Raw genomic sequence first — 20,125 nt, 5'->3', positions numbered from 1 at the left:
TCCCGCCGGGGCTTTATAGTCAGAGTGACTATAAAGGTGGTGGTGGGATGAAGCGGTACGCGCACGGGCTCGTGCCCGGCAGGTTCTCCCCGCCGCACGCCGGCCACCACCACCTCGTACGGACCGCCGCCGACCGCTGCGAGCGGCTCACCGTGCTCGTCTGCGGCTTTTCCGCCGCCCTGCCGCTCGACGACCGGATCGCCTGGATGCGCGAGGCGCACCCCGGCGTACAGGTCGTCGGCGGCCTCGACGACGCCCCGGTCGACCCGCACGCCCCGGAGGGATGGGAGGCCCGGCTGCCGGCCGTCCTCGCCGCCGTACCCGAGCCCGTCGACGCCGTGTTCACCTCGGAGGCGTACGGGGAGGAGCTCGGCCGCCGCCTCGGCGCCGAGGCGGTCCGTGTCGACCCGGGGCACACGGTCTTCCCCGTGTCGGGCAGGGCCGTCCGCAAGGACCCCGTCGGCTGCTGGGACTTCCTGGAGCCGCCCGTGCGGGCCGCGCTCGCCCGGCGGGTCGTGGTGCTCGGCGCCGAATCGACCGGCACCACCACCATGGCGTGGGCGCTCGCCGAGCACTACCGGCGACGCGGCGGCGTCTGGACACGGACCCGCCTCGTCCCCGACCACGGGCGGGCGTTCGCCGCACAGAAGCTGGCCGCTCTGCGGACCGAGCGCCCGGACGCGGGCCCGGCGGATGTGGCCTTCACCTCCGAGGAGTTCCTCCTCGTCGCGCAGCGGCAGAGCGAACTGGAGGAGGAGGCCGCCCGGGAGGGTTCCCCCGTGGTCTTCTGCGACACCGACGCCTTCACCACCACCATCCGGCACGAGCGGTACCTGGGCACGGCCGACGACGACGTCCGCCGGGTCGCCGCCCGCGGCACCCGCCACCTGTGGCTGCTCACCGACCACCGGGGCGTCCCCGCCGCCGGCGGGGCAACGCCCGACGGGGGCCGGCTGCGGCCCTGGATGACCGCACGGTTCATGGCCCGGCTCACCCGCACCGGACGCCGCACGGTCCTGCTCACCGGGCCCCACGAGCAGCGCCTCGCCACCGCCGTCGCCGCCGTGGACGCTCTCCTCGCCGAGGGCTGGGACCTCGAGGACACCCCGCCGGAGACCCGATGACCGCCCCGGGGGGACGGGTCCCCGAAGGCTACGACCCGTACGCCTTCGAGCCCTTCGCCGTCACCGTCGACCTCGCCGTCCTCACCGTCCGCGAGGAGCGGCTGCACGTCCTCCTCGTCGAACGCGGCCAGGAGCCCTACAAGGGCGCCTGGGCGCTTCCCGGCGGGTTCGTCCTGCCCCGGGAGTCCGCCGGGCAGGCCGCCCGCCGCGAACTGGCCGAGGAGACCGGGCTGTCCGCGGACACCGTCGCCTCCCTCCACCTGGAGCAGCTGGGCACCTACAGCGAACCGGACCGGGACCCGAGGATGCGGGTGGTGTCCGTCGCGTACACCGCGCTCGTACCGGACCTTCCCGAGCCGCGGGGCGGGAGCGACGCCGCCCGTGCCCGCTGGACGCCTTACGGCGCGCGGGGGCGGCTCGCCTTCGACCACGACCGGATCCTCGCCGACGCCCACGACCGCGTCGGCGCCAAGCTCGAGTACACGTGCCTCGCCACCGCCTTCTGCCCGCCCGAGTTCACCCTCGGCGAGCTGCGGCAGGTGTACGAGACGGTCTGGGGCGTCGAACTCGACCGCCCCAATTTCCGGCGCAAGGTCCTCGCCACGCCCGGCTTCGTCCAGGCCGTGGAAGGACCGCCGCGCCTCACCGGCGGACGGGGGAAACCGGCCGCTCTCTACCGGGCGGGTGCGGCGACAGCGCTGTACCCCCCACTCCTGCGACCGGAAGGACGTGCCACGTGATCGCCGCACGCACCATCACCAAGCAGGCCGCGACGGGTTCGCTCGTCGGCCTGGCCCTCGGGGACGCGCTGGGCTTCCCCACCGAGTTCAACGACGTCCCCTCGATCCTCGCGAAGTGCGGGCCGTGGCGTGAGATGCGGCTGCCGAAGCCGGCGATCGTCACCGACGACACCCAGATGACCCTCGCCCTGGCGCGAGGGATAAGGACCGCGATGGACCGGGGCGTGCTCGCTCCGCTGCGGCTGATCCGCCCGGTGCGGGACGAGTTCGTCTCCTGGTACCACTCGCCCGAGAACAACCGCGCGCCCGGCCGCACCTGCATGGTCGCCTGCCGCCTGCTCGACAGCGACAGGCCCTGGCAGGAGGCGAGCCAGATCGGCTCCAAGGGCTGCGGCGCCAACATGCGGGTCGCCCCCGTCGGGCTCGTACCGGGACTGAGCGAGGAACAGCGCGCGGGCGCCGCGCAGTTGCAGTCCGCCCTCACCCACGGACACCCCACCGCGCTGGCCGCCTCCGACCTGACGGCACGGGCGGTGTTCCTGCTCGCGCGGGGCGCCGAGCCGCTGGGACTCGTCGGCCAGCTGCGCTCCTACGCCTACGAGAACCGCTCCCGCTACCACCACAAGTGGCTCGGCGACTTGTGGACCTACTCCCACGACGCGACGCCCGCCGCCTTCATCGAGCGTGGCTGGGACGACTGCCTCGCGGCCCTCGAAGTCCTCGCCTCGGCGCTCGGCACGGCGAGCCCCGAGGTCGACCCCTGCCTGCTCACCGGGGACGGCTGGATCGCCGAGGAGGCGCTCACCACGGCCCTGCTCTGTTTCCTCCTCTTCCCCGAGGAGCCGGTGACGGCGCTGCGCCGGGCCGCCTGCACCCGGGGCGACTCGGACTCGATCGCCTGCCTGGCGGGCGCGTTCGCCGGGGCGCACCTGGGGGCGGGGGCATGGCCCAAGGAATGGGCCGAGCGGATCGAGTACCGGAGCGAGCTGCTGACGCTGGGAGCCCTCTGGGACGCTTGATCCATGACGACCGCACCGCTCGACCTCGACCTGGCCGCCGTGGTGGCCGAACAGCCCGACCCCCTGCTGTTCGCCACCGTCTCCGGGGCGCATCTCTACGGATTTCCCTCCCGCGACTCGGACGTGGACCTGCGGGGGGTCCATCTGCTGCCGGTGTCCGGCCTGATAGGACTCCGCGAGCCGGAGGAGACCCGGTCCCGGATGTGGGACCGGGACGGCGTCGAGATGGATCTGGTCACACACGACCTGCGCAAGTTCGTACGGCTGATGCTGCGACGCAACGGCTACGTCCTGGAACAACTGCTCTCCCCGTTGGTGGTCCACACAACGGACGCGCACGCCGAGCTCATCTCGTACGTCCCGGGTGTGCTGACCGCACACCACGCGCACCACTACCGGGGGTTCGCCGTGACCCAGTGGCGGCTCTTCGAGAAGACAGGGGAACTCAAACCGCTGCTCTACACCTTCCGGGCCCTGCTCACCGGCATCCATCTCATGCGCTCCGGCGAGGTGGTCGCCCATCTCCCCACCCTGGTCGGGGAGGTGGCCGCTCCCGCGTACCTTCCGGAACTCGTCGAGATCAAGGCCGAGGCCGAGCACGGGAGTGCCGAGGTGGACCAGGACACCGTGCGGGCCGATGTGGAGGCCCTGCACGGGGTCCTCGACGAGGCGCGGGCCGCGTCCGGGCTAGCGGACGCCCCGGGCGCGCACGACGCCCTCCACGACTTCGTCGTACGAGTCCGCCTCGCGGGCTGAGGCGCGGCGCGTACGCGTCAGGAAGTCCTCCACCCTCGCCCGGTCCGGTTCGGGCGGCAGCGGTGTCCTCAGGGCCGCCTCGTCGCCCTCAGCGGCCAGCCGCGCCATCCAGGACTCGACCTCCTGCCACGACACCTCGCCGCGCTTGACCGCGAGCAGCCGCTCGCGGTCCTCGCCCACCTCGATGACCAGCTCGCCCGTGCGCAGCAGATCCCGGCAGGCGACGAGCAGCCGCAGCAGATGCATGGCGTGCTTCCAGCGGGGCGCGCCGTGCCGCCGGACGTCCGCGTCCAGCTTCTTGCGCTGGCCCAGGGCGTAGCGGACGAACGTCTCGTGGGCCTGCCGGGAGAGGAACGCGTCACGCAGCGCCAGCAGCTCGCGGCCGGTGTCGTCGACGCGCTCGACGGTGGGGGAGTGCAGACACTCCAGCACGTTCGGGTTGGCGCGCAGGGCCAGTTCGCAGAAGCGCTCCAGCTCCCAGCTGAACTGCTCCTCAGCGGGGCCGTCGACATGGGTCGGCGGCTTCTCGAAGTGCCAGAAGAGCGGCGTCGGCGCGAGGAACACCCCGCGGCGGTCGGTGTCACTGCCGTCGGTGGCCAGACCGAAGGCGCGCGACCCCATGACACAGGAGTAGATCGTGTGGTCGCGCACCAGCTCTTCCGGAGTCATGGGCGTGAGATTACGTCAGCCCCATCGGCGTCAGGTCAGCCGAATGGTGTCCCCGGACACGGTGATCTGCCGGGGCGGCAGGGGCCGGCGCGCCGGCCCCTGTACGACCGATGCGTCGGCGACGGCGTACCTGCTGCCGTGGCAGGGGCAGTCGATGGTGCCGTCGGCCACCTTGCCGACCGTGCACCCCTGGTGGGTGCAGATCGCGGAGAAGGCCTTGAACTGGCCGGCCTCCGGCTGCGTCACCACGACCTTCCGTTCGGCGAAGACCTTGCCGCCGCCCACCGGGATGTCGGAGGTCTTGGCGAGCGTGTCGCCGGCGCCCGGGGGCGACACGCCCGGGGACGGTTCCGACGGGGACGGGGCGGGCGGGCTCACCGCGGGCGGAACCGCCGACCCGGCGGTGGTCGCGGGCGGCGTGGGGGTGGCGGTCCTGCCGCCCCCGTCGTCGCCCGAGTCGCAGCCGGTGGCCAGGGCGGCGACGGAACCCGCACCGGCCAGCAGAACGGTACGGCGGGGCGTGGCATCAGGATTCATGGCGTACAGCTTGGCGCGGCGCGGCGCCCACACCCCCGCGACACGGGCGCCCCCCACCCCTAATGGGCCTGGCAAGGGCACGAGGACACTCCCTAGACCCAGGGCACGAGCTCGGTCGCCCGGCCGTCCGCGTCCCGGCGGACCTCCAGCACGCCGGTCACGGCGTCCCGTTCGATCGGCCCGTACACATGCGGGTAGAGCATGTCCTCGGAGCCCTCCCAGCGGACCTCGGATCCCAGCAGCGCCTCGTCGATGACGAGTACGAGCAGCGGCCCGGGAGCCTCCCGGTAGTGGGCGTCGGCGATGGCCAGGGCCGACGTGCCGTCCGGTGAGCAGTGCACGAAGCCCTCGGAGGAGAGGGAGGCGGGGCCGTACGGACGCCCGGCGTCCGCGGCCCACTCGTCCAGGGGCACGACATGAAGCAGCATCCGACAGTTCTAGCGCAGAGCCGGCGGCCGCGTTCGGGCCGAGTAGCGCCTCGGACGAGTCCGGGTGAGATTGACCCTGTTCCGTACCGGACGGAACGCGGGTTCACGGCGGACGGCACTGCCGGCAGTGGACGCTCCGGGCCCCGCGCCGCCAGGCCGTTTCGGGCGCGCGTCTCGGAGGGCGGTCGCCGCGCGTGCGTGTCCGACCGGCTGACTAGGCTGAAGCCGCAGCACTCGCACAGGTGAAGGAGTACGTCGTGGCGGTACGAGCGGTCCGGGGAGCCGTCCAGCTGGAGCGGGACGACGCCGTACACATGCATGAGCAGGTCGGCGAACTGCTCACCGCCGTGCTGGAGCGCAACGGGCTCACCGCGGAGGACCTGATCAGCGTCTGGTTCACGGCCACGCCCGATCTCCACAGCGACTTCCCCGCCGCGGTCGCGCGCAAGCTGGGCATCGTCGACGTGCCCCTGATCTGCGCCCAGGAACTCGACATCGACGGAGCCATGCCCCGCGTCGTCCGGCTCCTCGCGCACATCGAGTCCGACCTGCCGAAGTCCCGCATCGCGCACGTCTACCTCGGCGCCGCGGCCGCCCTGCGCAAGGACATCGCCCAGTGAGGACCGCCGTCGTCATCGGAACGGGCCTCATCGGCACCTCGGCGGCGCTGGCCCTCGCCGGCCGCGGCGTCACCGTCCACCTCGTCGACCACGACCCCGCCAGGGCCCGCACCGCCGCCGCGCTGGGCGCAGGGACGGACGAGGCGCCCGAGGGCCGCGTCGACCTGGCCATCGTCGCCGTACCGCCGGCGCACGTCGCCGGCGCGCTCGCCGAGGCGATGCGCGGCGGGATCGCGCGCGGCTACCTCGACGTGGCCAGCGTCAAAGGCGGACCGAAGCGGGAGCTGGAACAGCTGGGCCTCGACCTCGGCTCGTACATCGGCACGCACCCGATGTCCGGCAAGGAGCGCTCCGGTCCGCTGGCCGCCACGTCCGACCTCTTCGAGGGCCGTCCCTGGGTCCTGACACCCACCCGCGACACCGACACCGAGGTCCTGAACCTCGCCCTGGAACTCGTCGCGCTGTGCCGGGCCGTCCCCGTCGTCATGGACGCGGACGCGCACGACCGGGCGGTCGCCCTCGTCTCGCACACCCCGCAGCTGATCTCCTCGATGGTCGCGGCACGCCTGGAGGACGCGGACGAGACCGCCGTGCGCCTCTGCGGGCAGGGCATCCGCGACGTCACCCGGATCGCGGCGTCGGACCCCCGGATGTGGATCGACATCCTGGCGGCCAACCCGGGGCCCGTGGCGGACGTGCTGGCCGGGGTGGCGGCCGACCTGGACGAGACGGTCCAGGCGCTGCGGGCCCTGCAGTCCTCCGACGAGGAGAAGCGCCGGGAGGGGGCCACGGGCGTCGAGGACGTCCTGCGCCGCGGCAACGCGGGCCGCGAACGGGTCCCGGGCAAGCACGGCGCCGCGCCGGCCACCTACGAGGTCGTCGCGGTCCTGATCAGCGACCAGCCGGGCGAGCTGGCCCGTATCTTCGCGGACGCCGGCCGGGCCGGCGTCAACATCGAGGACGTCCGCATCGAGCACGCCACCGGCCAGCAGGCGGGCCTGGTGCAGCTGATGGTGGAACCCGCGGCGGCCCCGCAGCTGAGCGCGGCCCTGCGGGAGCGGGGCTGGGCACTGCGGACCGGCTGACCAGGCCACCGGCGGGTGGCGGACGGGTCCCCGGCGGCCTCCGTTCCGCCGCCCGCCGGGGGGCTCCGCCGAACGGGTGCATGGGGAAGCGCCAGTACTCGGTAACCTTGTGCGGGGCCCTCGGCAGTCCGGCCGGCCCTCCCCGCGTATCAGGAAGGTGTCCCACACCGTGGAATCCGTGATCGTCGCCATCGACGGGCCCTCCGGCACGGGCAAGTCGAGCACCTCCAAGGCGGTCGCCGCCAAGCTGGGTCTGAGCTACCTGGACACCGGTGCGCAGTACCGCGCGATCACCTGGTGGATGCTGAGCAACGGGATCGACGTCCATGACACGGATGCCGTCGCCAACGCCGCCGGCAAGCCCGACATCGTCTCCGGCACCGACCCGGCCCGACCCACGATCACCGTCGACGGCGCCGACGCCGCCGGCCCCATCCGTACCGACGAGGTCACCTCCAAGGTCAGCGCGGTCAGCGCCGTCCCCGAGGTGCGGGCCCGGATCACCGAGCTGCAGCGCTCCATCGCCGCGGCCGCCGAGCAGGGCATCGTCGTCGAGGGCCGGGACATCGGCACGACCGTCCTCCCGGACGCCGACCTCAAGATCTTCCTGACCGCCTCGCCCGAGGCCCGCGCCGCCCGCCGCTCCGGCGAGGTCAAGGGCTCCGACGTGGCCGCCACCCAGCAGGCTCTGATCAAGCGGGACGCGGCCGACTCCAGCCGCAAGACCTCCCCGCTCGCCAAGGCCGACGACGCCGTCGAGGTGGACACCACCGAGCTGACCCTCCAGCAGGTCATCGAGTGTGTCGTCACCCTCGTCGAGGAGAAGCGGGCCGCCGCGTGACCCTGCCCTCCGAGAAGGGTGCGGCGGTCGGCCGGGGCATCGGCATCGGGCTGATGTACGGGCTGTGGAAGCCGCGTGTCCTCGGCGCCTGGCGCGTCCCGGCGAGCGGTCCCGTGATCCTCGCCGTGAACCACTCGCACATGATCGACGGCCCGATGCTCATGGGCACCGCGCCCCGGCCGGTGCACTTCCTCATCAAGCGGGAGGCCTTCGTCGGGCCCCTCGGCCCGTTCCTGGAAGGGATCGGCCAGCTGAAGGTGGACCGCACGAGCACGGACCGGGCGGCCATCACCAACGCGCTCGGCGTGCTCGCCGGGGGCGGAGTGCTCGGGATCTTCCCCGAGGGCACCCGCGGCGAGGGCGACTTCGCCTCCCTGCGGGCGGGCCTCGCCTACTTCGCCGTCCGAAGCGGCGCGCCGATCGTCCCGGTCGCCGTGCTGGGAAGCACACAGCGCCCCGGACGGTTGATACGGGCGCTGCCCCCGCTGCGCAGCCGCGTCGACGTCGTCTTCGGCGACCCCTTCGAGGCGGGCGACGGCAGCGGACGCCGTACCCGCACGGCGCTGGACGACGCCACCGTACGGATCCAGGAGCGGCTCACCGGCCACCTGGAAAACGCCAGGCGCCTCACCGGGCGCTGAGCGAGACTCTGAGTAGTGGGCCTCGTGCCCACCGACCACGAAAAGATCAAGGAACGGACTTCATGAACGACCAGCACGAACACGGGGCACTTGGCGATGCCGAGTACGCGGAGTTCATGGAGCTCGCCGCGGAAGAGGGCTTCGACGTCGAGGAGGTCGAAGGCGCGATCGAGGAGGCCGGGCACGGCCCGCTCCCCGTCCTTGCCGTCGTCGGCCGCCCGAATGTCGGCAAGTCGACCCTGGTGAACCGCATCATCGGCCGCCGCGAGGCCGTCGTCGAGGACAAGCCGGGCGTCACCCGCGACCGCGTGACCTACGAGGCCGAGTGGGCCGGCCGCCGCTTCAAGGTCGTCGACACCGGCGGCTGGGAGCAGGACGTCCTCGGCATCGACGCCTCGGTCGCCGCCCAGGCGGAGTACGCGATCGAGGCCGCCGACGCGGTCGTCTTCGTGGTCGACTCGACCGTGGGCGCCACCGACACCGACGAGGCCGTCGTCAAGCTCCTGCGCCGCGCCGGCAAGCCCGTCGTCCTGTGCGCCAACAAGGTCGACGGCCCCAGCGGCGAGGCGGACGCGACGGCCCTGTGGTCGCTCGGCCTCGGCCAGCCGCACCCGGTCTCCTCGCTGCACGGCCGCGGCACCGGCGACATGCTCGACGCCGTCCTCGAGGCGCTGCCCGAGGCCCCCGCGCAGACCTTCGGCACCGCCATCGGCGGCCCGCGCCGCATCGCGCTCATCGGCCGCCCGAACGTCGGCAAGTCCTCCCTGCTGAACAAGGTGGCGCGCGAGGAGCGGGTCGTCGTCAACGAGCTGGCGGGCACCACCCGCGACCCGGTCGACGAGCTGATCGAGCTCGGCGGCGTCACCTGGAAGTTCGTCGACACCGCCGGTATCCGCAAGCGCGTCCACCTCCAGCAGGGCGCCGACTACTACGCCTCCCTGCGCACGGCCGCCGCCGTCGAGAAGGCGGAGGTCGCGGTCATCCTGATCGACGCGAGCGAGAACATCAGCGTCCAGGACCAGCGCATCGTCACCATGGCGGTCGAGTCCGGCCGTGCCATCGTCGTCGCCTTCAACAAGTGGGACACCCTCGACGAGGAGCGCCGCTACTACCTGGAGCGCGAGATCGAAACCGAGCTGGCCCAGATCGCCTGGGCCCCCCGGGTCAACGTCTCCGCCCTGACCGGCCGCCACATGGAGAAGCTGGTCCCCGCGATCGAGACGGCCCTGGAGGGCTGGGAGACCCGTATCCCCACGGGCCGGCTCAACGCCTTCCTCGGCGAGATCGTGGCCTCGCACCCGCACCCGATCCGCGGCGGCAAGCAGCCCCGCATCCTGTTCGGTACGCAGGCGGGCACCAAGCCGCCCCGGTTCGTCCTTTTCGCCTCCGGCTTCCTGGAGGCCGGCTACCGCCGCTTCGTCGAGCGCCGGCTGCGTGAGGAGTTCGGCTTCGAGGGCACTCCGATCCACATCTCGGTACGGGTGCGCGAGAAGCGCGGCCGCAAGAAGTGACCGGCCGGGTGAGCCGATCGGGTGAACCGGCGGGGTGACCCGCGTGGACAACGGCTGAGGGCCGGGGCGAATCGCCCCGGCCCTCAGCCGTTGTCATCGAGCCGGCCGCTGTCGTGAGCCGTCTTCACAGTCCCCTGCGGGGAGCCGGCGGCAGCGCCGCCGGGACGTGATGCTGCGTGTAGGGCCGCCACGCCCCTGGGTAGGGGGTGCGCGGAGCCGCGTGGGCGCCGCCGCCGTGCCCGGAGTACCCGGTGCCGCCATGGCCCGCACGGCCGGCGTGCAGCCCCGTGCCGAACCCCTGGAAGGTCAGGTCCTCCTCGCCGCTGCGGTCACCCGGCAGCGTCCGGAACGCGCGGAGGTACTCGGAGTACAGCGCGTCGTAGATGGGCGTCGCGGAAGGGCTGACGGTCGCCTCGTGCGCCGGGCGCATCGCGGGGATCTGGTTCTGGGACGGCTGGCGGGAGCGGTCGTATGCGTGCACGTAGGTGCCAACGAACCCACCGCCCTTCGGATGCGGGCGGGCCTGGGAAATCGAAGCCCGCCCGGGCCGGTCCACGGTCGGCACCCGGGGGACGTACGCCGGGCCTATGCCCGCGCGTACGTCGTCCATCAGGTGCCCGCCAGCGGCATCACGGCGCCGACGAGCCGACCGTTGGCAGCCGCCTTCTCCAGGGCCTCCCGCAGCAGGTCCTCGCGGGGCTGCTGCCCGATCGTGCCCACCGAGGCCGCGTAGACCAGGACCGACTTCGACTTGTTGACCGCCGCGCGCCAGCCCTCGGTGACCTGGAGGGGCTGGTGGGCCTGCCACCAGGCGGGGCCGCTGCCGCCGCCGCCCGTACCCGGCTGGAGCACGGCGTGCAGCTGCCCCATGGCCACCAGCACGGACCAGCCGGGGAGCGGGGAGGGCAGCGTCTCCATGTCGTGCACGGGCAGGAAGCCCTGCTCGGAGAGGAGCTGCATGAACTCGTCGGTGGTGCTGCCGGAGCCGGGGCGGACGACCGGGGCGGTCGGTTCGACGACGATCGCCGGGTACAGCTCGCCCTGGATCAGGACGAGACCGCTGGTGACGCCCAGTACGGCCTGCTCGGGGACGCCCGGACCGGATTCCTTTCCGGTGATGGACCGGACGGCGCCCTGCAGCTGCTCCTCGGCGACCTGGACCACCTGCGACGGGATGCAGGTGGCGTGGGCGAACGCCAGTACCGCGGTCTCGTCGCCGACGAAGAGCACGGTGCTGGTGCGCTCCTGCTCGGAGTCGCCCGGGGTGCGGCAGGAGGTGCAGTCATAGCTGCCCGGGGCGTTCTCGCCGGCGAGCAGCCGGTCGGCTTCTTCATCGCCGATCTCGGCGCGTACTTCCTCGCTGACGTCGAGCATGCGCGGCACGGGTGACTCCTCGGACTCGGTGCACACGAGGCGGGCGGGTCCCGGCTCGTCTCATGGAGACTTCAACGGGAGATCCGTGGCCGGGGTCACGCGCGAACGCCAACGGGAATCGGACCGCCGTCCGGGTGGGTGACGGGACCGCTCCCGCGCGGCACCGCCCGGGAGGGCGGGGGAGGTGCCTAGCGTGACCCGATGTCGAAGATCCGATTGTGGACATGGGGAGCCCTCGCCGCCGCGCTGCTCGCGCTCGTCCCCGCCCAGGCGCGGGCCGACGCCGGTACACCGAAGTGCGCCGCCGACCAGTGGCCGTGGGGCTGTGTCGCCGAGTGCGAGAGCAGCGGACGGTGGAACCTCAACACGGGCAACGGCTTCTACGGAGGGCTGCAGTTCTGGCAGCCGACCTGGGAGGAGCACGGCGGTCTCGCGTACGCGCGCCGCGCCGACCTCGCGACACGGCAGCAGCAGATCAAGGTCGCGGAGGAGGTACTGCGGACACAGGGGTGGCGGGCCTGGCCGGTGTGTTCCAAGAAGTACGGGCTCAAGGGCCGGGTGCACACGGTCCAAGCGGGCGACACGCTCAGCAAGGTCGCCCGCAGGTTCGGGATCAAGGGCGGATGGCAGGCGCTCTACGAGGCGAACAGGACCGTCGTCGGCGCGAACCCGAACCTCCTGAAGGTGGGCATGATGCTGGTCATCGGAAACTGAGTTCGGAGGGCTCCCCGCTGAACGCGAGGGAGCCCCGCCGCAGTTCGTGCACGAGCGTCCCCCGGGGGAGCCCGGGGGGCAGCCGCTGCTCGGCGAGGACGACAGCGGCGCCGGCGGTGGTCAGGGCGGCCAGGAGACGGTACGTACGAGCCGTGACGGCCCCCGACATGCCGAGCGAGGGCTCGTCGACGAGCACGACACGCGCGGGCGCGAGCAGCGCGCGGGACACGGCGAGCATCCGCTGCTCGCCGCCGGAGAGGGTGCCGGCCCGGCGGGCGAGCAGGGGCCGCAGCTCCGGATAAGCCTCCAGGGCGACCCGGAAGTCCCGCGTGGGCGAGGCGAGTTCGAGGTTCTCGGCGACGCCGAGGGTGGTGTGCACGGCGCGCAGGTCCGGTACGAAGCCCAGTCCGCGGCGGGCCCGCGAGTGGGCCCGCAGACCGGTCACGTCCTCGCCCCGCCAGAGCACGTGACCGGCGGAGAGGGGGACGGTCCCGGCGAGCGCGCGCAGGGTGGTCGTACGGCCGGCGCCGTTGCGGCCGAGAAGAACCGTCAGCGTGCCGGCCGGTACCGGCAGATCGACGCCGTGGAGGGCCTCCAGGGGGCCGTACCGCACCCGCGCCGCGCGCAGTTCGATCTCGACGCTCATGACACGATCCGCCCCGCCTCCATGACGTGGACCGTGTCGGCGATCCCGGAGACGAGATCGAGATCGTGCTCGACGACGAGGACGGCGAGTCCGTCCGCGGCGAGGGCCCGCAGCACCCGTGCCAGCGCCCGCGTCTCGACGGCGTCGAGCCCGGCGGCCGGCTCGTCCAGCAGCAGCGTGTGCGGCCGCCCCGCGAGCGCCCGCCCCAGCTCGACCCGTCGCAGCGTCCCGGTGGCCAGCCCGGCGGCGGGCCGGTGCCGCACGGGCCCGTCAAGACCGAGCAACCGCAGCGCCTGCTCGACGGCCTCCCGGCCGGTCGCGGGGTCCCGTACGCGGCCCTGCTCGGCGCCGACGCGCACGTTCTCCTCCACGGTCAGCGAAGGGAACACGGCCAGCTCCTGGAAGGTCCGCGCGACCCCGAGCCGGGTCCGCGCGTGCGCGGGCCGCGCGGTGATGTCCCTCCCGTCGAGCACCACCCGCCCCTGCCCGGGCCGCAGGGTCCCGGCCAGACAGTGGAAGAGGGTGCTCTTCCCGGCCCCGTTGACCCCGACGACGGCGGTGACCCGGCCCTGCGGCACCGCCATCCCGACCCCATCGAGCGCGAGGAACCCGGAATACCGCACCAGAAGCCCCTCGGCGCTGAGCCGTGCGGCGGCCGGCGCGGCGCGCCGGGCGCCGGTGGGGGTGGGAAGGGTGCCGTCCCGCCCGGGAGGGCCGGGCTTTCCGGCGTCCGCAGGCCCCTGGGCCGGCGGCTGGGCCGAGCCCAGAGGAGTGTCGGCGTCCCGCGCGGAGCGGAGGGGTGCGTCTTGGGCGTCGTTCCCCGTCGGCGGGGCGGTCGGCGTTCGGGCGGGAGGTGTGTGGGCGTCCCGCGCGGAGCCGGGACGTGCGTCTTGGGCGTTGTCCCCCGTCGGCGGGGCGGTCGGCGTTCGGGCGGGAGGTGTGTGGGCGTCCCGCGCGGCGGCCCGCGTTCCGTCGGGCCGGGTGGCCGCGACCGCTGGGGCGGGGGTGGTAACGACGGCGCCCCCTCGCTCCAACAGCGACGTCAGCGGCGGGACCCGTCCCGTCAGGGCCGCCAGCAGGCCGATCGTCGCCGCCGCCACTCCGCCCCGGGTGCCCGCGTCCAGGCCGATCAGGAGGGCCGCGGCCGCCAAGGGGGAGAGGAGGCTGTCCGCGCCGAGGACGAGGACCGCGGCGAACCAGAGGAGGCCGCGGACCGGGTCGAAGGCGTCCGGGTCGAAGGCGCGCAGGCCCATGCCGAGGAGGCCGCCGCCCAGGGCCGCCAGGGCGGCGCCGGTGACGAAGGCCAGGAGCTTCAGGGAAGGGACCGGCACGCCCGCCGCCGACGCGCCCGCCTCGTGGTCACGCAGGGCGGCCAGCGCCCTGCCCGTACGGCCTCGGCGCAGCGCCGCCACCCCGAACGACGCGCAGCCGAGGAGCGCGAGTTCGAGGGTGTAGAACCAGCGGTCGTCGGTGAAGCCGGCCGGGCGGCCGAGGTCGAGGCCCGCCGTCGCGTACGGCTGGGCGAAGACGAAGCGGCTCACCGCGACGCCGACGGCGAGGGTGGCCAGTGCCAGGGCGAGCCCCCGGCGCCCGATCGCGGGCCAGCCCGTGAGCAGCCCCAGCGGCGCGACCAGGAGCACCGCCACCGCCAAGGCCACCAGTTCCGGCATCGTCGGCAGCCCCGGGACGCGGCCGGCCGCGAGCAGCGCCGTGAACAGGGCGCCCAGCCCCGCGTACGCCGCCTGCCCGAGCGAAACCTGTCCGCCCCGCCCCGTCACGACGACCAGCGACAGCAGGATCACCGCCAGCGCCGGAACCTGGATCGCCGTGTGCAGGTCCCGGCCCGCGAATCCCAGCGGGAGGAGGAAGAGGACGCCGACGAGGAGCCACAGACCGCCGGGCACGCGCGCGCCCGCCGTGGAGGCGCGCGGCAACGCGTCCCGCGCCCCCACGCCCGGCAGCAGCAGAGCCGCGAGCAGCAGGGCGACGACGAACAGGTTCGCGCCGACCGCCTGGACCAGCGGGCCCGCCCAGCCGGAGGGGTGCAGCCGGGTCAGCTGCGCCTGCGCGACGCCGATCACCAGGGCCGCCACCACGGCCACCGGCAGGCTCCGCATCCGGGCCACCACCGCGACCGCGATCACCTCGACGACCAGGAGCGGCAGACCGTACGGATCGAGGCGTACGTACGGAGCGAGCAGGACCCCCGTCAGACCCGCCGTGAACGACCCGAACGCCCACCCCGCCGCCGACACCCGGTCCGCGTGGATCCCGCCCAGTTCGGCGAGCGCCCGGTCGTCGACCACCGCTCGCAACTCCCTGCCTGCAGGGGTCCAGCGTGTCACCGCCCCCACCGCGCCGGCCAGCAGCACCGCCGCCGCCGACTGGAGCCACGGGTCGTCGGAAAGCAGCGCCGGCGCGTCGTCCCGCGCCCCGGAGCCCCACACCAGCGCGGCGGCGCCGACCAGCAGGACGAAGACGCCGATCGAGGCGACCAGCGTCCGGGCGGGGTCGGAGCCGAGGACGGACAGGGGGCGGAAGACCGCCCGGTCGAGCAGCAGACCGATACCGGGCGCCACCACCAGCAGCGTCACGCACGCGGCGAGCGGCAGCGGCCACCCCCACTCGACCGTGAACTGCCGCAGGACATAGGCGCACACCATCGCGATCGCCCCGTGCGCCAGGTTCAGTACGCCCGTGGCGCGGTAGGTGACGACCAGTCCGATGCCGGTGAGCGCGGCCGCGCTGCCGATCGCGAGGCCCGCCAGGGTGAGTTCGTACGTCAGCGAGGCCACGGCTCACACACCGGGCAGGGGTCGAGTGCCTCGTCGCCCGCCGGGACCGCCTCCGGTTTGCCCGCCACCAGCGGGCAGTCGGGCCGGTGGGCGAGCGTGCCGCCCGGGACGCGCAGCGGCGGCCCCTCCGAGGAGGGCGGCGGGGCCCCCGACTCGGTGTCCGCCACGCCCACGGCCGAAGCCTCATCAGGCTCCGGTCCCGCCGCCCGTCCGGCCGCCTCCCACGCCGCGGCCCACAGCACCGCCCCCGCCACCAGCAGCGCCGCCCCCGGTACCGTGCACGACGCCACGTACGGGATCTGACGCTCGGCCAACCGTTCCCCCGACACCCCGTACCAGCCCGCCGCGCACAGCACCGCCCCGCAGACGACCGCCGCGAGCCCGCCCCACCACAGCAGTCGGGATGTCGGCATCGCATGGCCTCCCGCTCCGGCTGGTGAACATCCGATTTTTTGCACTATGCCCCAAAGCGTCCGACCCTGGAAGCATCAGGCCGCACGGCCTGGTCGTACACCCGGTGGTGAGCCAGATGGGCCTTCGCGGAAACGGCGTACTCAAGGGTCTCGGCGGCCCCGGCGGTCGCCCCCGTATGGCGGCGCTGGGGGCCGCCGCGGTGCTGGCCCTCACCCCCGCTCTCGCTTCCTGCTCGGACGACGACGGCTACGGTTCCACGACGTCCCGGAGCCCCTCGGCGACCCGGAGCAGCGAGCAGCCCGCCGCCGACGCCCCCGCCGACGCGACCGCCGCGCGGGCGCAGATCGAGAAGGCCTGGCAGACGTTCTTCGACCCGACGGCGTCCACCGACGAGAAGACCGCGGTTCTGGAGGACGGCGAGCGGATGCGGCCCGTGCTGACGGCCTTCGGCAGCGACCCGAACGCCGCCAGGACCTCCGCCAAGGTCACCGCCGTCAGCTTCACCTCGCCCACCGCCGCCGACGTCACCTACGACCTGCTGGTCGGCGGGACGCCCGCCCTGCCCGACTCCAAGGGCACCGCGGTCTTCCAGGACAACACCTGGAAGGTGTCCGTGAAGACACTCTGCGGCCTGGTCCGGATCAGCGGCAATGCGGCCGTTCCGGGCTGCTGAGACACTTCTCCTGGCGGCGCTGCTCTTCCTCGGCGCCGCGTGCGGAAGCCGGCTGCCGGAGAGCGACTTCGCACACCGGAGCACCTCCCCTAACGCCAACGCCTCCGCCGAGCCGATCCGCGTCGGCATCATCACCAGCGCCACCAGCCCCGTCGGTGGCGCCGCCTTCACCGGCCCGCGCGACGGCGCCCGCGCCTACTTCGACGCCCTCAACGCGCGCGGCGGCATAGGCGGCCGCCGCGTGGAGGTCCTCACCTGCGACGACGGCGGAAGCGGCGTCGGCAACAACGAGTGCGTGCACCGGCTCGTCGACGAGCGGAAGGTCTTCGCCCTCGTCGCCACCACGGCCCTCGACTACGCGGGCGCCCCGCTCGTCTCCCGGGCGGGCGTGCCCGACATCGGCGGCCAGCCGCTCGGCCCGGCCTACGACACCTATCCGCACCTGTACGGGATCTACGGCAGCCTCGCCCCGCGCACCGGCAGGGCGCCCGGCTGGAACGGCACCCTCTACGGCGGCACGGAGGTCTACCGTTACTTCAAGACGCGACACGGCGCCCGCACGGCCGCGGTCGTCGCGTACAACCAGGCCGCGTCCGCCGCCTACGCACGGCTCGTCACCGACGGCCTCCGGGCCGAGGGCTACCGGGTCGTCAGCGAGCAGGTCGACTTCGCCCTGCCCAACTTCCGTGCCGTCGCCGCCGACCTCCGCGAGCAGGGCGCCGACCTAGTCTTCGACGCCCTGGACACCCACGGGAACGCCCGCCTGTGCGAGGCGATGGACACGGTCGGTGTCCGTGTCACGGCCAAGGTCACCAACGTGCAGAACTGGTCGTCGGCCGTCCCGGAGGAATTCCGCAAGGCACCCGTCTGCCGCAACACCCTCTGGGTCACCGGCTCCAGTCGCAACTACGAGGACGTGGGCCACCCGGCGGTCCGGGAGTTCCGGCAGGCTCTGAAAGGCCGCCAGGTCTCGCAGTGGCAGCTGGAGGGATGGGCAGCCGCCATGTGGTTCACGGACGCCGCCAAAGCCTGCGGCACCCTCACGCGCGCGTGCGTCGAGCGCTTCCTGGAGCGCCAAGCGCCGTACACGGCTCATGGCTTGCTGCTGCCCGTACGGTTCGACCGACTGGCCCAACCGCCACGCACCCTGCGCACCTGTCTGTCCGTCGCCCGCTGGCAGGACGGCCGTGGATGGATCACCCAGAGCGGTGACATGACCACCAACTGCGCCACGGTTCCTCAGCTCGGCTACCGGCCCTGATACACCGGGAGGAGCCAAGTACAGTCCTTTTCTGACTGACGACCATGAAAAACCGGGGGAGACGCGGCAGCGCGATGCACATCTCATTTCTGCTCCACAACGCCTACGGCATCGGGGGAACGATCCGTACGACGTTCAACCTCGCCCAGATCCTGGCCCAGCGGCACGACGTCGAAATAGTGTCCGTCTTCCGGCACCGCGAGGAGCCGACCCTCGGCGCACCGGCCGGAGTGACCATGAAGCACCTGGTCGATCTCCGCAGGAACAGCCCCGGTTACGACGGCGACCATCCCGACTACCGGCGCCCCGCACGGGTCTTCCCCCGGGGCGACGGCCGCTGGAAGCAGTACAGCCGGCTCACCGACGCGCGGATCGGCGCCCATCTGAAGAACCTTCGGGCCGATGTCGTCGTCGGCACGCGCCCCGGGCTCAACATCCACATCGCCCGGCAGGTCCGCCGGGGCCCGGTGCGCGTCGGCCAGGAGCATCTGACCCTGGACAGCCACGGCTACCGGCTGCGCCGTGAGATAGGGCACCGCTACGCCCTCCTGGACGCCATCACGACCGTCACCGAAGCCGACGCCCGCTCCTACCGCACCCGGCTGAAGCTTCCCGGCGTACGGATCGACTCCGTGCCCAACAGCGTCCCCGTCCCCTCCTTGCCGCCCGCCGACTCCAGCGCCAAGTGGGTGGTCTCCGCCGGCCGGCTCACCCAGGTCAAGCGGTACGACCTGCTGGTCGAGGCGTTCGCCAAGGTCGTCGAGGTCCGCCCCGACTGGCGGCTGCGGATCTACGGCAGCGGCGACGCGACCGGCAACGAGAAGAACGCCCTGCGCGCCCTCGTCGAACAGCGCGGCCTGCACAATCACGTCTTCCTGATGGGGCCGGCCCACCCGCTGGAGCCCGAGTGGGTGAAGGGCTCGATCGCCGCCGTCACCTCCCGCCTGGAGTCGTTCGGCATGACCATCGTCGAGGCGATGCGCTGCGGTCTGGCCGTCGTCTCCACCGACTGCCCGCACGGTCCCGGCGAGATCATCGAGGACGGTGTGGACGGACGGCTGGTGCCCGTCGGTGACGCGGACGCCGTGGCCACGGCACTGCTGGAGCTGATCGAGGACGACGAGCTGCGCCGCAAGAGGGGACAGGCCGCGCTGGCCGCGTCCGAGCGCTTCGACCCGGTCCCGATCGCCGAGCGCCATGAGGCGCTCTTCGCCGAACTGGTCGAGCGGGGCACCAACGGCCGCTCCCGCAGCGGACTCCGCGACGGCTTCCACCGCGCGCGCGGCGGCATCCTCGACACCGCCTACGCCCTGCGCTACAAGGCCGCCGACGTCCTCCGGAAGGGGAAGCGCGCATGACCACCTCCACCACCGCCGTGGAGAGCGCGAGCGCGCGTGCGCCGCGCGCCGACTGCGTGGCCGACGCCGCCGGGAACGTCGTCTTCGAGCTGAGCACCGGTTTCGCCGAAGGAGCCGCCGAAGGACCCGGCGCCGGGGGCGCACTCGTCCTGCGGCCGCGCGGGGCGGCCGGCCTTGCCGACGAGATCCGTCTGCCGCTGACCCCGGCGGGCACCGGCCGGGTGCGTGCCGTCCTCGACGCGGACACCGAGCTCGCCGAGGGCCGCTGGGACGCGTACGTCGACGGCCGGGCCGTCGAGCCCGGTATCCGCGACGTACGAGCGCTGATGGCCCGGGAGCACGTCCGTACCGGTCCGGTCTCGGTGCGCATCCCGCAGCCGACGCCCGACGGCGGGCTCGCGGTCCGCAGCTGGCTGCGCGCACCCCATGCCGAGGCCGGCGATCTGACGTTCGGGTCGGCCGGCTGCACGGTCCAGGGGCGGCTGCACGGCGCCGCGTTCGGAGTCGGCGCGGTGGCCGAGGCGAGGCTGGGGGAGTGGACCCGTCAGGTGCCGGTGACCGGAACCGAGGAAACGTTTACCTTCACCCTGCCGTACGCGCCGCTGGCCCAAGAGCCGGATGAGCCCGAAGAACCCGAAGAGCCCGGGAAGGCCGCCGGGTCGGAGCGATCCGGGGGCGCGGGGGCGGGAGCGTCCGGGGCGGCGCAGCGGCTGTGGGAGCTGTGGCTGCGACCGGCCGGGGACGCCGAACCGGTCAGGATCGCCCGGCTCCTCGACGACATCTGGGACCGCAGGACCATCTTCGTCTACCCGGACCGGGCCGTCGGGGACCGCACGGTCACTCCCGTCTACACCTCCGCCAACGACCTCTGCGTCCGGGTGAGCTGACCTCGCCGCGCCCCGCGGACAGCAGCTGTCCG

The 20,125-nt window shown here is 73.4% G+C and carries 22 protein-coding genes; 14 read left to right on the top strand and 8 right to left on the bottom strand.

Annotation, left to right across the window (positions count from 1 at the left end; genetic code table 11):
* The first annotated feature begins 47 nt into the window (after positions 1 to 47).
* Genes ACZ7J0_RS26430 through ACZ7J0_RS26415 form a run of 4 tightly spaced genes read left to right on the top strand, consistent with a single transcriptional unit; the run spans position 48 to position 3,639 of the window.
* Entirely contained in the window at positions 48 to 1,124 is a 1,077-nt protein-coding gene (locus tag ACZ7J0_RS26430; protein WP_470891365.1) for an AAA family ATPase, read from the top strand.
* Entirely contained in the window at positions 1,121 to 1,864 is a 744-nt protein-coding gene (locus ACZ7J0_RS26425; protein WP_470891363.1) for an NUDIX hydrolase, read from the top strand. Before ACZ7J0_RS26430 ends, ACZ7J0_RS26425 begins: the two co-directional genes overlap by 4 nt.
* Positions 1,861 to 2,883 carry an ADP-ribosylglycohydrolase family protein gene (locus ACZ7J0_RS26420; RefSeq protein WP_470891361.1) on the top strand — a complete coding sequence of 341 codons (1,023 nt, stop codon included), beginning with the start codon at positions 1,861 to 1,863 and terminating at the stop codon, positions 2,881 to 2,883. The genes ACZ7J0_RS26425 and ACZ7J0_RS26420 overlap by 4 nt, the downstream gene beginning before the upstream one ends.
* Before the next feature lie 3 nt (positions 2,884 to 2,886).
* Entirely contained in the window at positions 2,887 to 3,639 is a 753-nt protein-coding gene (locus tag ACZ7J0_RS26415) for a nucleotidyltransferase domain-containing protein (RefSeq protein ID WP_470891359.1), read from the top strand.
* Here the strand turns inward: ACZ7J0_RS26415 and ACZ7J0_RS26410 are convergent.
* From ACZ7J0_RS26410 to ACZ7J0_RS26400, 3 genes are all read right to left on the bottom strand, one after another.
* Positions 3,571 to 4,308: a nucleotidyltransferase domain-containing protein gene (locus tag ACZ7J0_RS26410; protein WP_470891357.1), complete on the bottom strand. Its 738-nt coding sequence runs from the start codon at positions 4,306 to 4,308 to the stop codon at positions 3,571 to 3,573. The two genes, ACZ7J0_RS26415 and ACZ7J0_RS26410, sit on opposite strands and share 69 nt — an antisense overlap.
* A gap of 30 nt (positions 4,309 to 4,338) precedes the next feature.
* Positions 4,339 to 4,845 carry a Rieske (2Fe-2S) protein gene (locus ACZ7J0_RS26405; RefSeq protein WP_470891355.1) on the bottom strand — a complete coding sequence of 169 codons (507 nt, stop codon included), beginning with the start codon at positions 4,843 to 4,845 and terminating at the stop codon, positions 4,339 to 4,341.
* A gap of 92 nt (positions 4,846 to 4,937) precedes the next feature.
* Positions 4,938 to 5,273, bottom strand: coding sequence for a DUF952 domain-containing protein (locus ACZ7J0_RS26400; RefSeq protein WP_470891353.1), 336 nt, complete (start codon positions 5,271 to 5,273; stop codon positions 4,938 to 4,940).
* A 257-nt stretch (positions 5,274 to 5,530) separates the two neighbouring features.
* Here ACZ7J0_RS26400 and aroH point away from each other — a divergent pair, with 257 nt between their 5' ends.
* The 5 genes from aroH to der all read left to right on the top strand — a co-directional run bounded on the left by aroH (position 5,531) and on the right by der (position 9,971).
* Positions 5,531 to 5,893 carry a chorismate mutase gene (aroH, locus tag ACZ7J0_RS26395; RefSeq protein ID WP_468709664.1) on the top strand — a complete coding sequence of 121 codons (363 nt, stop codon included), beginning with the start codon at positions 5,531 to 5,533 and terminating at the stop codon, positions 5,891 to 5,893.
* Positions 5,890 to 6,978 (top strand): prephenate dehydrogenase, encoded by a 1,089-nt coding sequence (locus tag ACZ7J0_RS26390; RefSeq protein ID WP_470891351.1) that lies wholly within the window; start codon positions 5,890 to 5,892, stop codon positions 6,976 to 6,978. Before aroH ends, ACZ7J0_RS26390 begins: the two co-directional genes overlap by 4 nt.
* Positions 6,979 to 7,135: 157 nt before the next feature.
* The gene (cmk, locus tag ACZ7J0_RS26385) at positions 7,136 to 7,819 is read left to right on the top strand and encodes a (d)CMP kinase (protein ID WP_470891349.1); all 684 of its coding nucleotides are present in this window, start codon (positions 7,136 to 7,138) and stop codon (positions 7,817 to 7,819) included.
* Complete coding sequence (locus ACZ7J0_RS26380) at positions 7,777 to 8,460, top strand: lysophospholipid acyltransferase family protein (RefSeq protein ID WP_470891347.1); 684 nt, start codon at positions 7,777 to 7,779, stop codon at positions 8,458 to 8,460. The genes cmk and ACZ7J0_RS26380 overlap by 43 nt, the downstream gene beginning before the upstream one ends.
* A gap of 62 nt (positions 8,461 to 8,522) precedes the next feature.
* Positions 8,523 to 9,971, top strand: coding sequence for a ribosome biogenesis GTPase Der (gene der, locus ACZ7J0_RS26375; protein WP_470891345.1), 1,449 nt, complete (start codon positions 8,523 to 8,525; stop codon positions 9,969 to 9,971).
* 124 nt (positions 9,972 to 10,095) lie between these two features.
* Here the strand turns inward: der and ACZ7J0_RS26370 are convergent, their stop codons facing one another.
* Entirely contained in the window at positions 10,096 to 10,581 is a 486-nt protein-coding gene (locus ACZ7J0_RS26370; RefSeq protein ID WP_470891344.1) for a hypothetical protein, read from the bottom strand.
* Positions 10,581 to 11,354: a hypothetical protein gene (locus tag ACZ7J0_RS26365; RefSeq protein WP_470891342.1), complete on the bottom strand. Its 774-nt coding sequence runs from the start codon at positions 11,352 to 11,354 to the stop codon at positions 10,581 to 10,583. The genes ACZ7J0_RS26370 and ACZ7J0_RS26365 overlap by 1 nt, the downstream gene beginning before the upstream one ends.
* Positions 11,355 to 11,546: 192 nt before the next feature.
* On the opposite strand from ACZ7J0_RS26365, the gene ACZ7J0_RS26360 reads away from it, so the two are divergent.
* Positions 11,547 to 12,059, top strand: coding sequence for a LysM peptidoglycan-binding domain-containing protein (locus tag ACZ7J0_RS26360; RefSeq protein WP_470891340.1), 513 nt, complete (start codon positions 11,547 to 11,549; stop codon positions 12,057 to 12,059).
* Here ACZ7J0_RS26360 and ACZ7J0_RS26355 read toward each other — a convergent pair.
* From ACZ7J0_RS26355 to ACZ7J0_RS26345, 3 genes are read right to left on the bottom strand one after another with little or no spacing between them, the layout of a single operon-like run.
* Positions 12,046 to 12,705 carry an ATP-binding cassette domain-containing protein gene (locus tag ACZ7J0_RS26355; RefSeq protein WP_470891338.1) on the bottom strand — a complete coding sequence of 220 codons (660 nt, stop codon included), beginning with the start codon at positions 12,703 to 12,705 and terminating at the stop codon, positions 12,046 to 12,048. The two genes, ACZ7J0_RS26360 and ACZ7J0_RS26355, sit on opposite strands and share 14 nt — an antisense overlap.
* Positions 12,702 to 15,500 (bottom strand): ABC transporter permease subunit, encoded by a 2,799-nt coding sequence (locus ACZ7J0_RS26350; protein WP_470891336.1) that lies wholly within the window; start codon positions 15,498 to 15,500, stop codon positions 12,702 to 12,704. The genes ACZ7J0_RS26355 and ACZ7J0_RS26350 overlap by 4 nt, the downstream gene beginning before the upstream one ends.
* A complete protein-coding gene (locus ACZ7J0_RS26345) occupies positions 15,488 to 15,913 on the bottom strand; it encodes a hypothetical protein (RefSeq protein ID WP_470891334.1) in 426 nt (141 codons plus the stop codon). Before ACZ7J0_RS26345 ends, ACZ7J0_RS26350 begins: the two co-directional genes overlap by 13 nt.
* 116 nt (positions 15,914 to 16,029) lie before the next feature.
* On the opposite strand from ACZ7J0_RS26345, the gene ACZ7J0_RS26340 reads away from it, so the two are divergent.
* The 4 genes from ACZ7J0_RS26340 to ACZ7J0_RS26325 all read left to right on the top strand — a co-directional run bounded on the left by ACZ7J0_RS26340 (position 16,030) and on the right by ACZ7J0_RS26325 (position 20,093).
* Entirely contained in the window at positions 16,030 to 16,587 is a 558-nt protein-coding gene (locus tag ACZ7J0_RS26340; RefSeq protein ID WP_470891332.1) for an MTB12 C-terminal domain-containing protein, read from the top strand.
* Entirely contained in the window at positions 16,565 to 17,848 is a 1,284-nt protein-coding gene (locus ACZ7J0_RS26335) for an ABC transporter substrate-binding protein (protein ID WP_470891330.1), read from the top strand. Before ACZ7J0_RS26340 ends, ACZ7J0_RS26335 begins: the two co-directional genes overlap by 23 nt.
* A gap of 74 nt (positions 17,849 to 17,922) precedes the next feature.
* Positions 17,923 to 19,206 carry a glycosyltransferase family 4 protein gene (locus ACZ7J0_RS26330; protein ID WP_470891328.1) on the top strand — a complete coding sequence of 428 codons (1,284 nt, stop codon included), beginning with the start codon at positions 17,923 to 17,925 and terminating at the stop codon, positions 19,204 to 19,206.
* On the top strand, positions 19,203 to 20,093 hold the full coding sequence (locus ACZ7J0_RS26325; protein ID WP_470891326.1) for a hypothetical protein: 891 nt from the start codon (positions 19,203 to 19,205) through the stop codon (positions 20,091 to 20,093). The genes ACZ7J0_RS26330 and ACZ7J0_RS26325 overlap by 4 nt, the downstream gene beginning before the upstream one ends.
* Positions 20,094 to 20,125 lie beyond the last annotated feature (32 nt).

The sequence above is a fragment of the Streptomyces sp. NPDC038280 genome (genome assembly GCF_055600045.1).
Note: the sequence above shows the minus strand (reverse complement) of the source record. Positions and strands in the feature narration are given on the sequence as shown.

Excerpts from the sequence above, each read along its gene's own strand:
- ACZ7J0_RS26430 (WP_470891365.1), top strand. The coding sequence starts at position 48 with ATGAAGCGGTACGCGCACGGGCTCGTGCCCGGCAGGTTCTCCCCGCCG.
- ACZ7J0_RS26425 (WP_470891363.1), top strand. The coding sequence starts at position 1,121 with ATGACCGCCCCGGGGGGACGGGTCCCCGAAGGCTACGACCCGTACGCC.
- ACZ7J0_RS26415 (WP_470891359.1), top strand. The coding sequence starts at position 2,887 with ATGACGACCGCACCGCTCGACCTCGACCTGGCCGCCGTGGTGGCCGAA.
- ACZ7J0_RS26410 (WP_470891357.1), bottom strand. The coding sequence starts at position 4,308 with ATGACTCCGGAAGAGCTGGTGCGCGACCACACGATCTACTCCTGTGTC.
- ACZ7J0_RS26405 (WP_470891355.1), bottom strand. The coding sequence starts at position 4,845 with ATGAATCCTGATGCCACGCCCCGCCGTACCGTTCTGCTGGCCGGTGCG.
- ACZ7J0_RS26400 (WP_470891353.1), bottom strand. The coding sequence starts at position 5,273 with ATGCTGCTTCATGTCGTGCCCCTGGACGAGTGGGCCGCGGACGCCGGG.
- der (WP_470891345.1), top strand. The coding sequence starts at position 8,523 with ATGAACGACCAGCACGAACACGGGGCACTTGGCGATGCCGAGTACGCG.
- ACZ7J0_RS26370 (WP_470891344.1), bottom strand. The coding sequence starts at position 10,581 with ATGGACGACGTACGCGCGGGCATAGGCCCGGCGTACGTCCCCCGGGTG.
- ACZ7J0_RS26360 (WP_470891340.1), top strand. The coding sequence starts at position 11,547 with ATGTCGAAGATCCGATTGTGGACATGGGGAGCCCTCGCCGCCGCGCTG.
- ACZ7J0_RS26355 (WP_470891338.1), bottom strand. The coding sequence starts at position 12,705 with ATGAGCGTCGAGATCGAACTGCGCGCGGCGCGGGTGCGGTACGGCCCC.
- ACZ7J0_RS26345 (WP_470891334.1), bottom strand. The coding sequence starts at position 15,913 with ATGCCGACATCCCGACTGCTGTGGTGGGGCGGGCTCGCGGCGGTCGTC.
- ACZ7J0_RS26340 (WP_470891332.1), top strand. The coding sequence starts at position 16,030 with ATGGGCCTTCGCGGAAACGGCGTACTCAAGGGTCTCGGCGGCCCCGGC.
- ACZ7J0_RS26335 (WP_470891330.1), top strand. The coding sequence starts at position 16,565 with ATGCGGCCGTTCCGGGCTGCTGAGACACTTCTCCTGGCGGCGCTGCTC.
- ACZ7J0_RS26330 (WP_470891328.1), top strand. The coding sequence starts at position 17,923 with ATGCACATCTCATTTCTGCTCCACAACGCCTACGGCATCGGGGGAACG.
- ACZ7J0_RS26325 (WP_470891326.1), top strand. The coding sequence starts at position 19,203 with ATGACCACCTCCACCACCGCCGTGGAGAGCGCGAGCGCGCGTGCGCCG.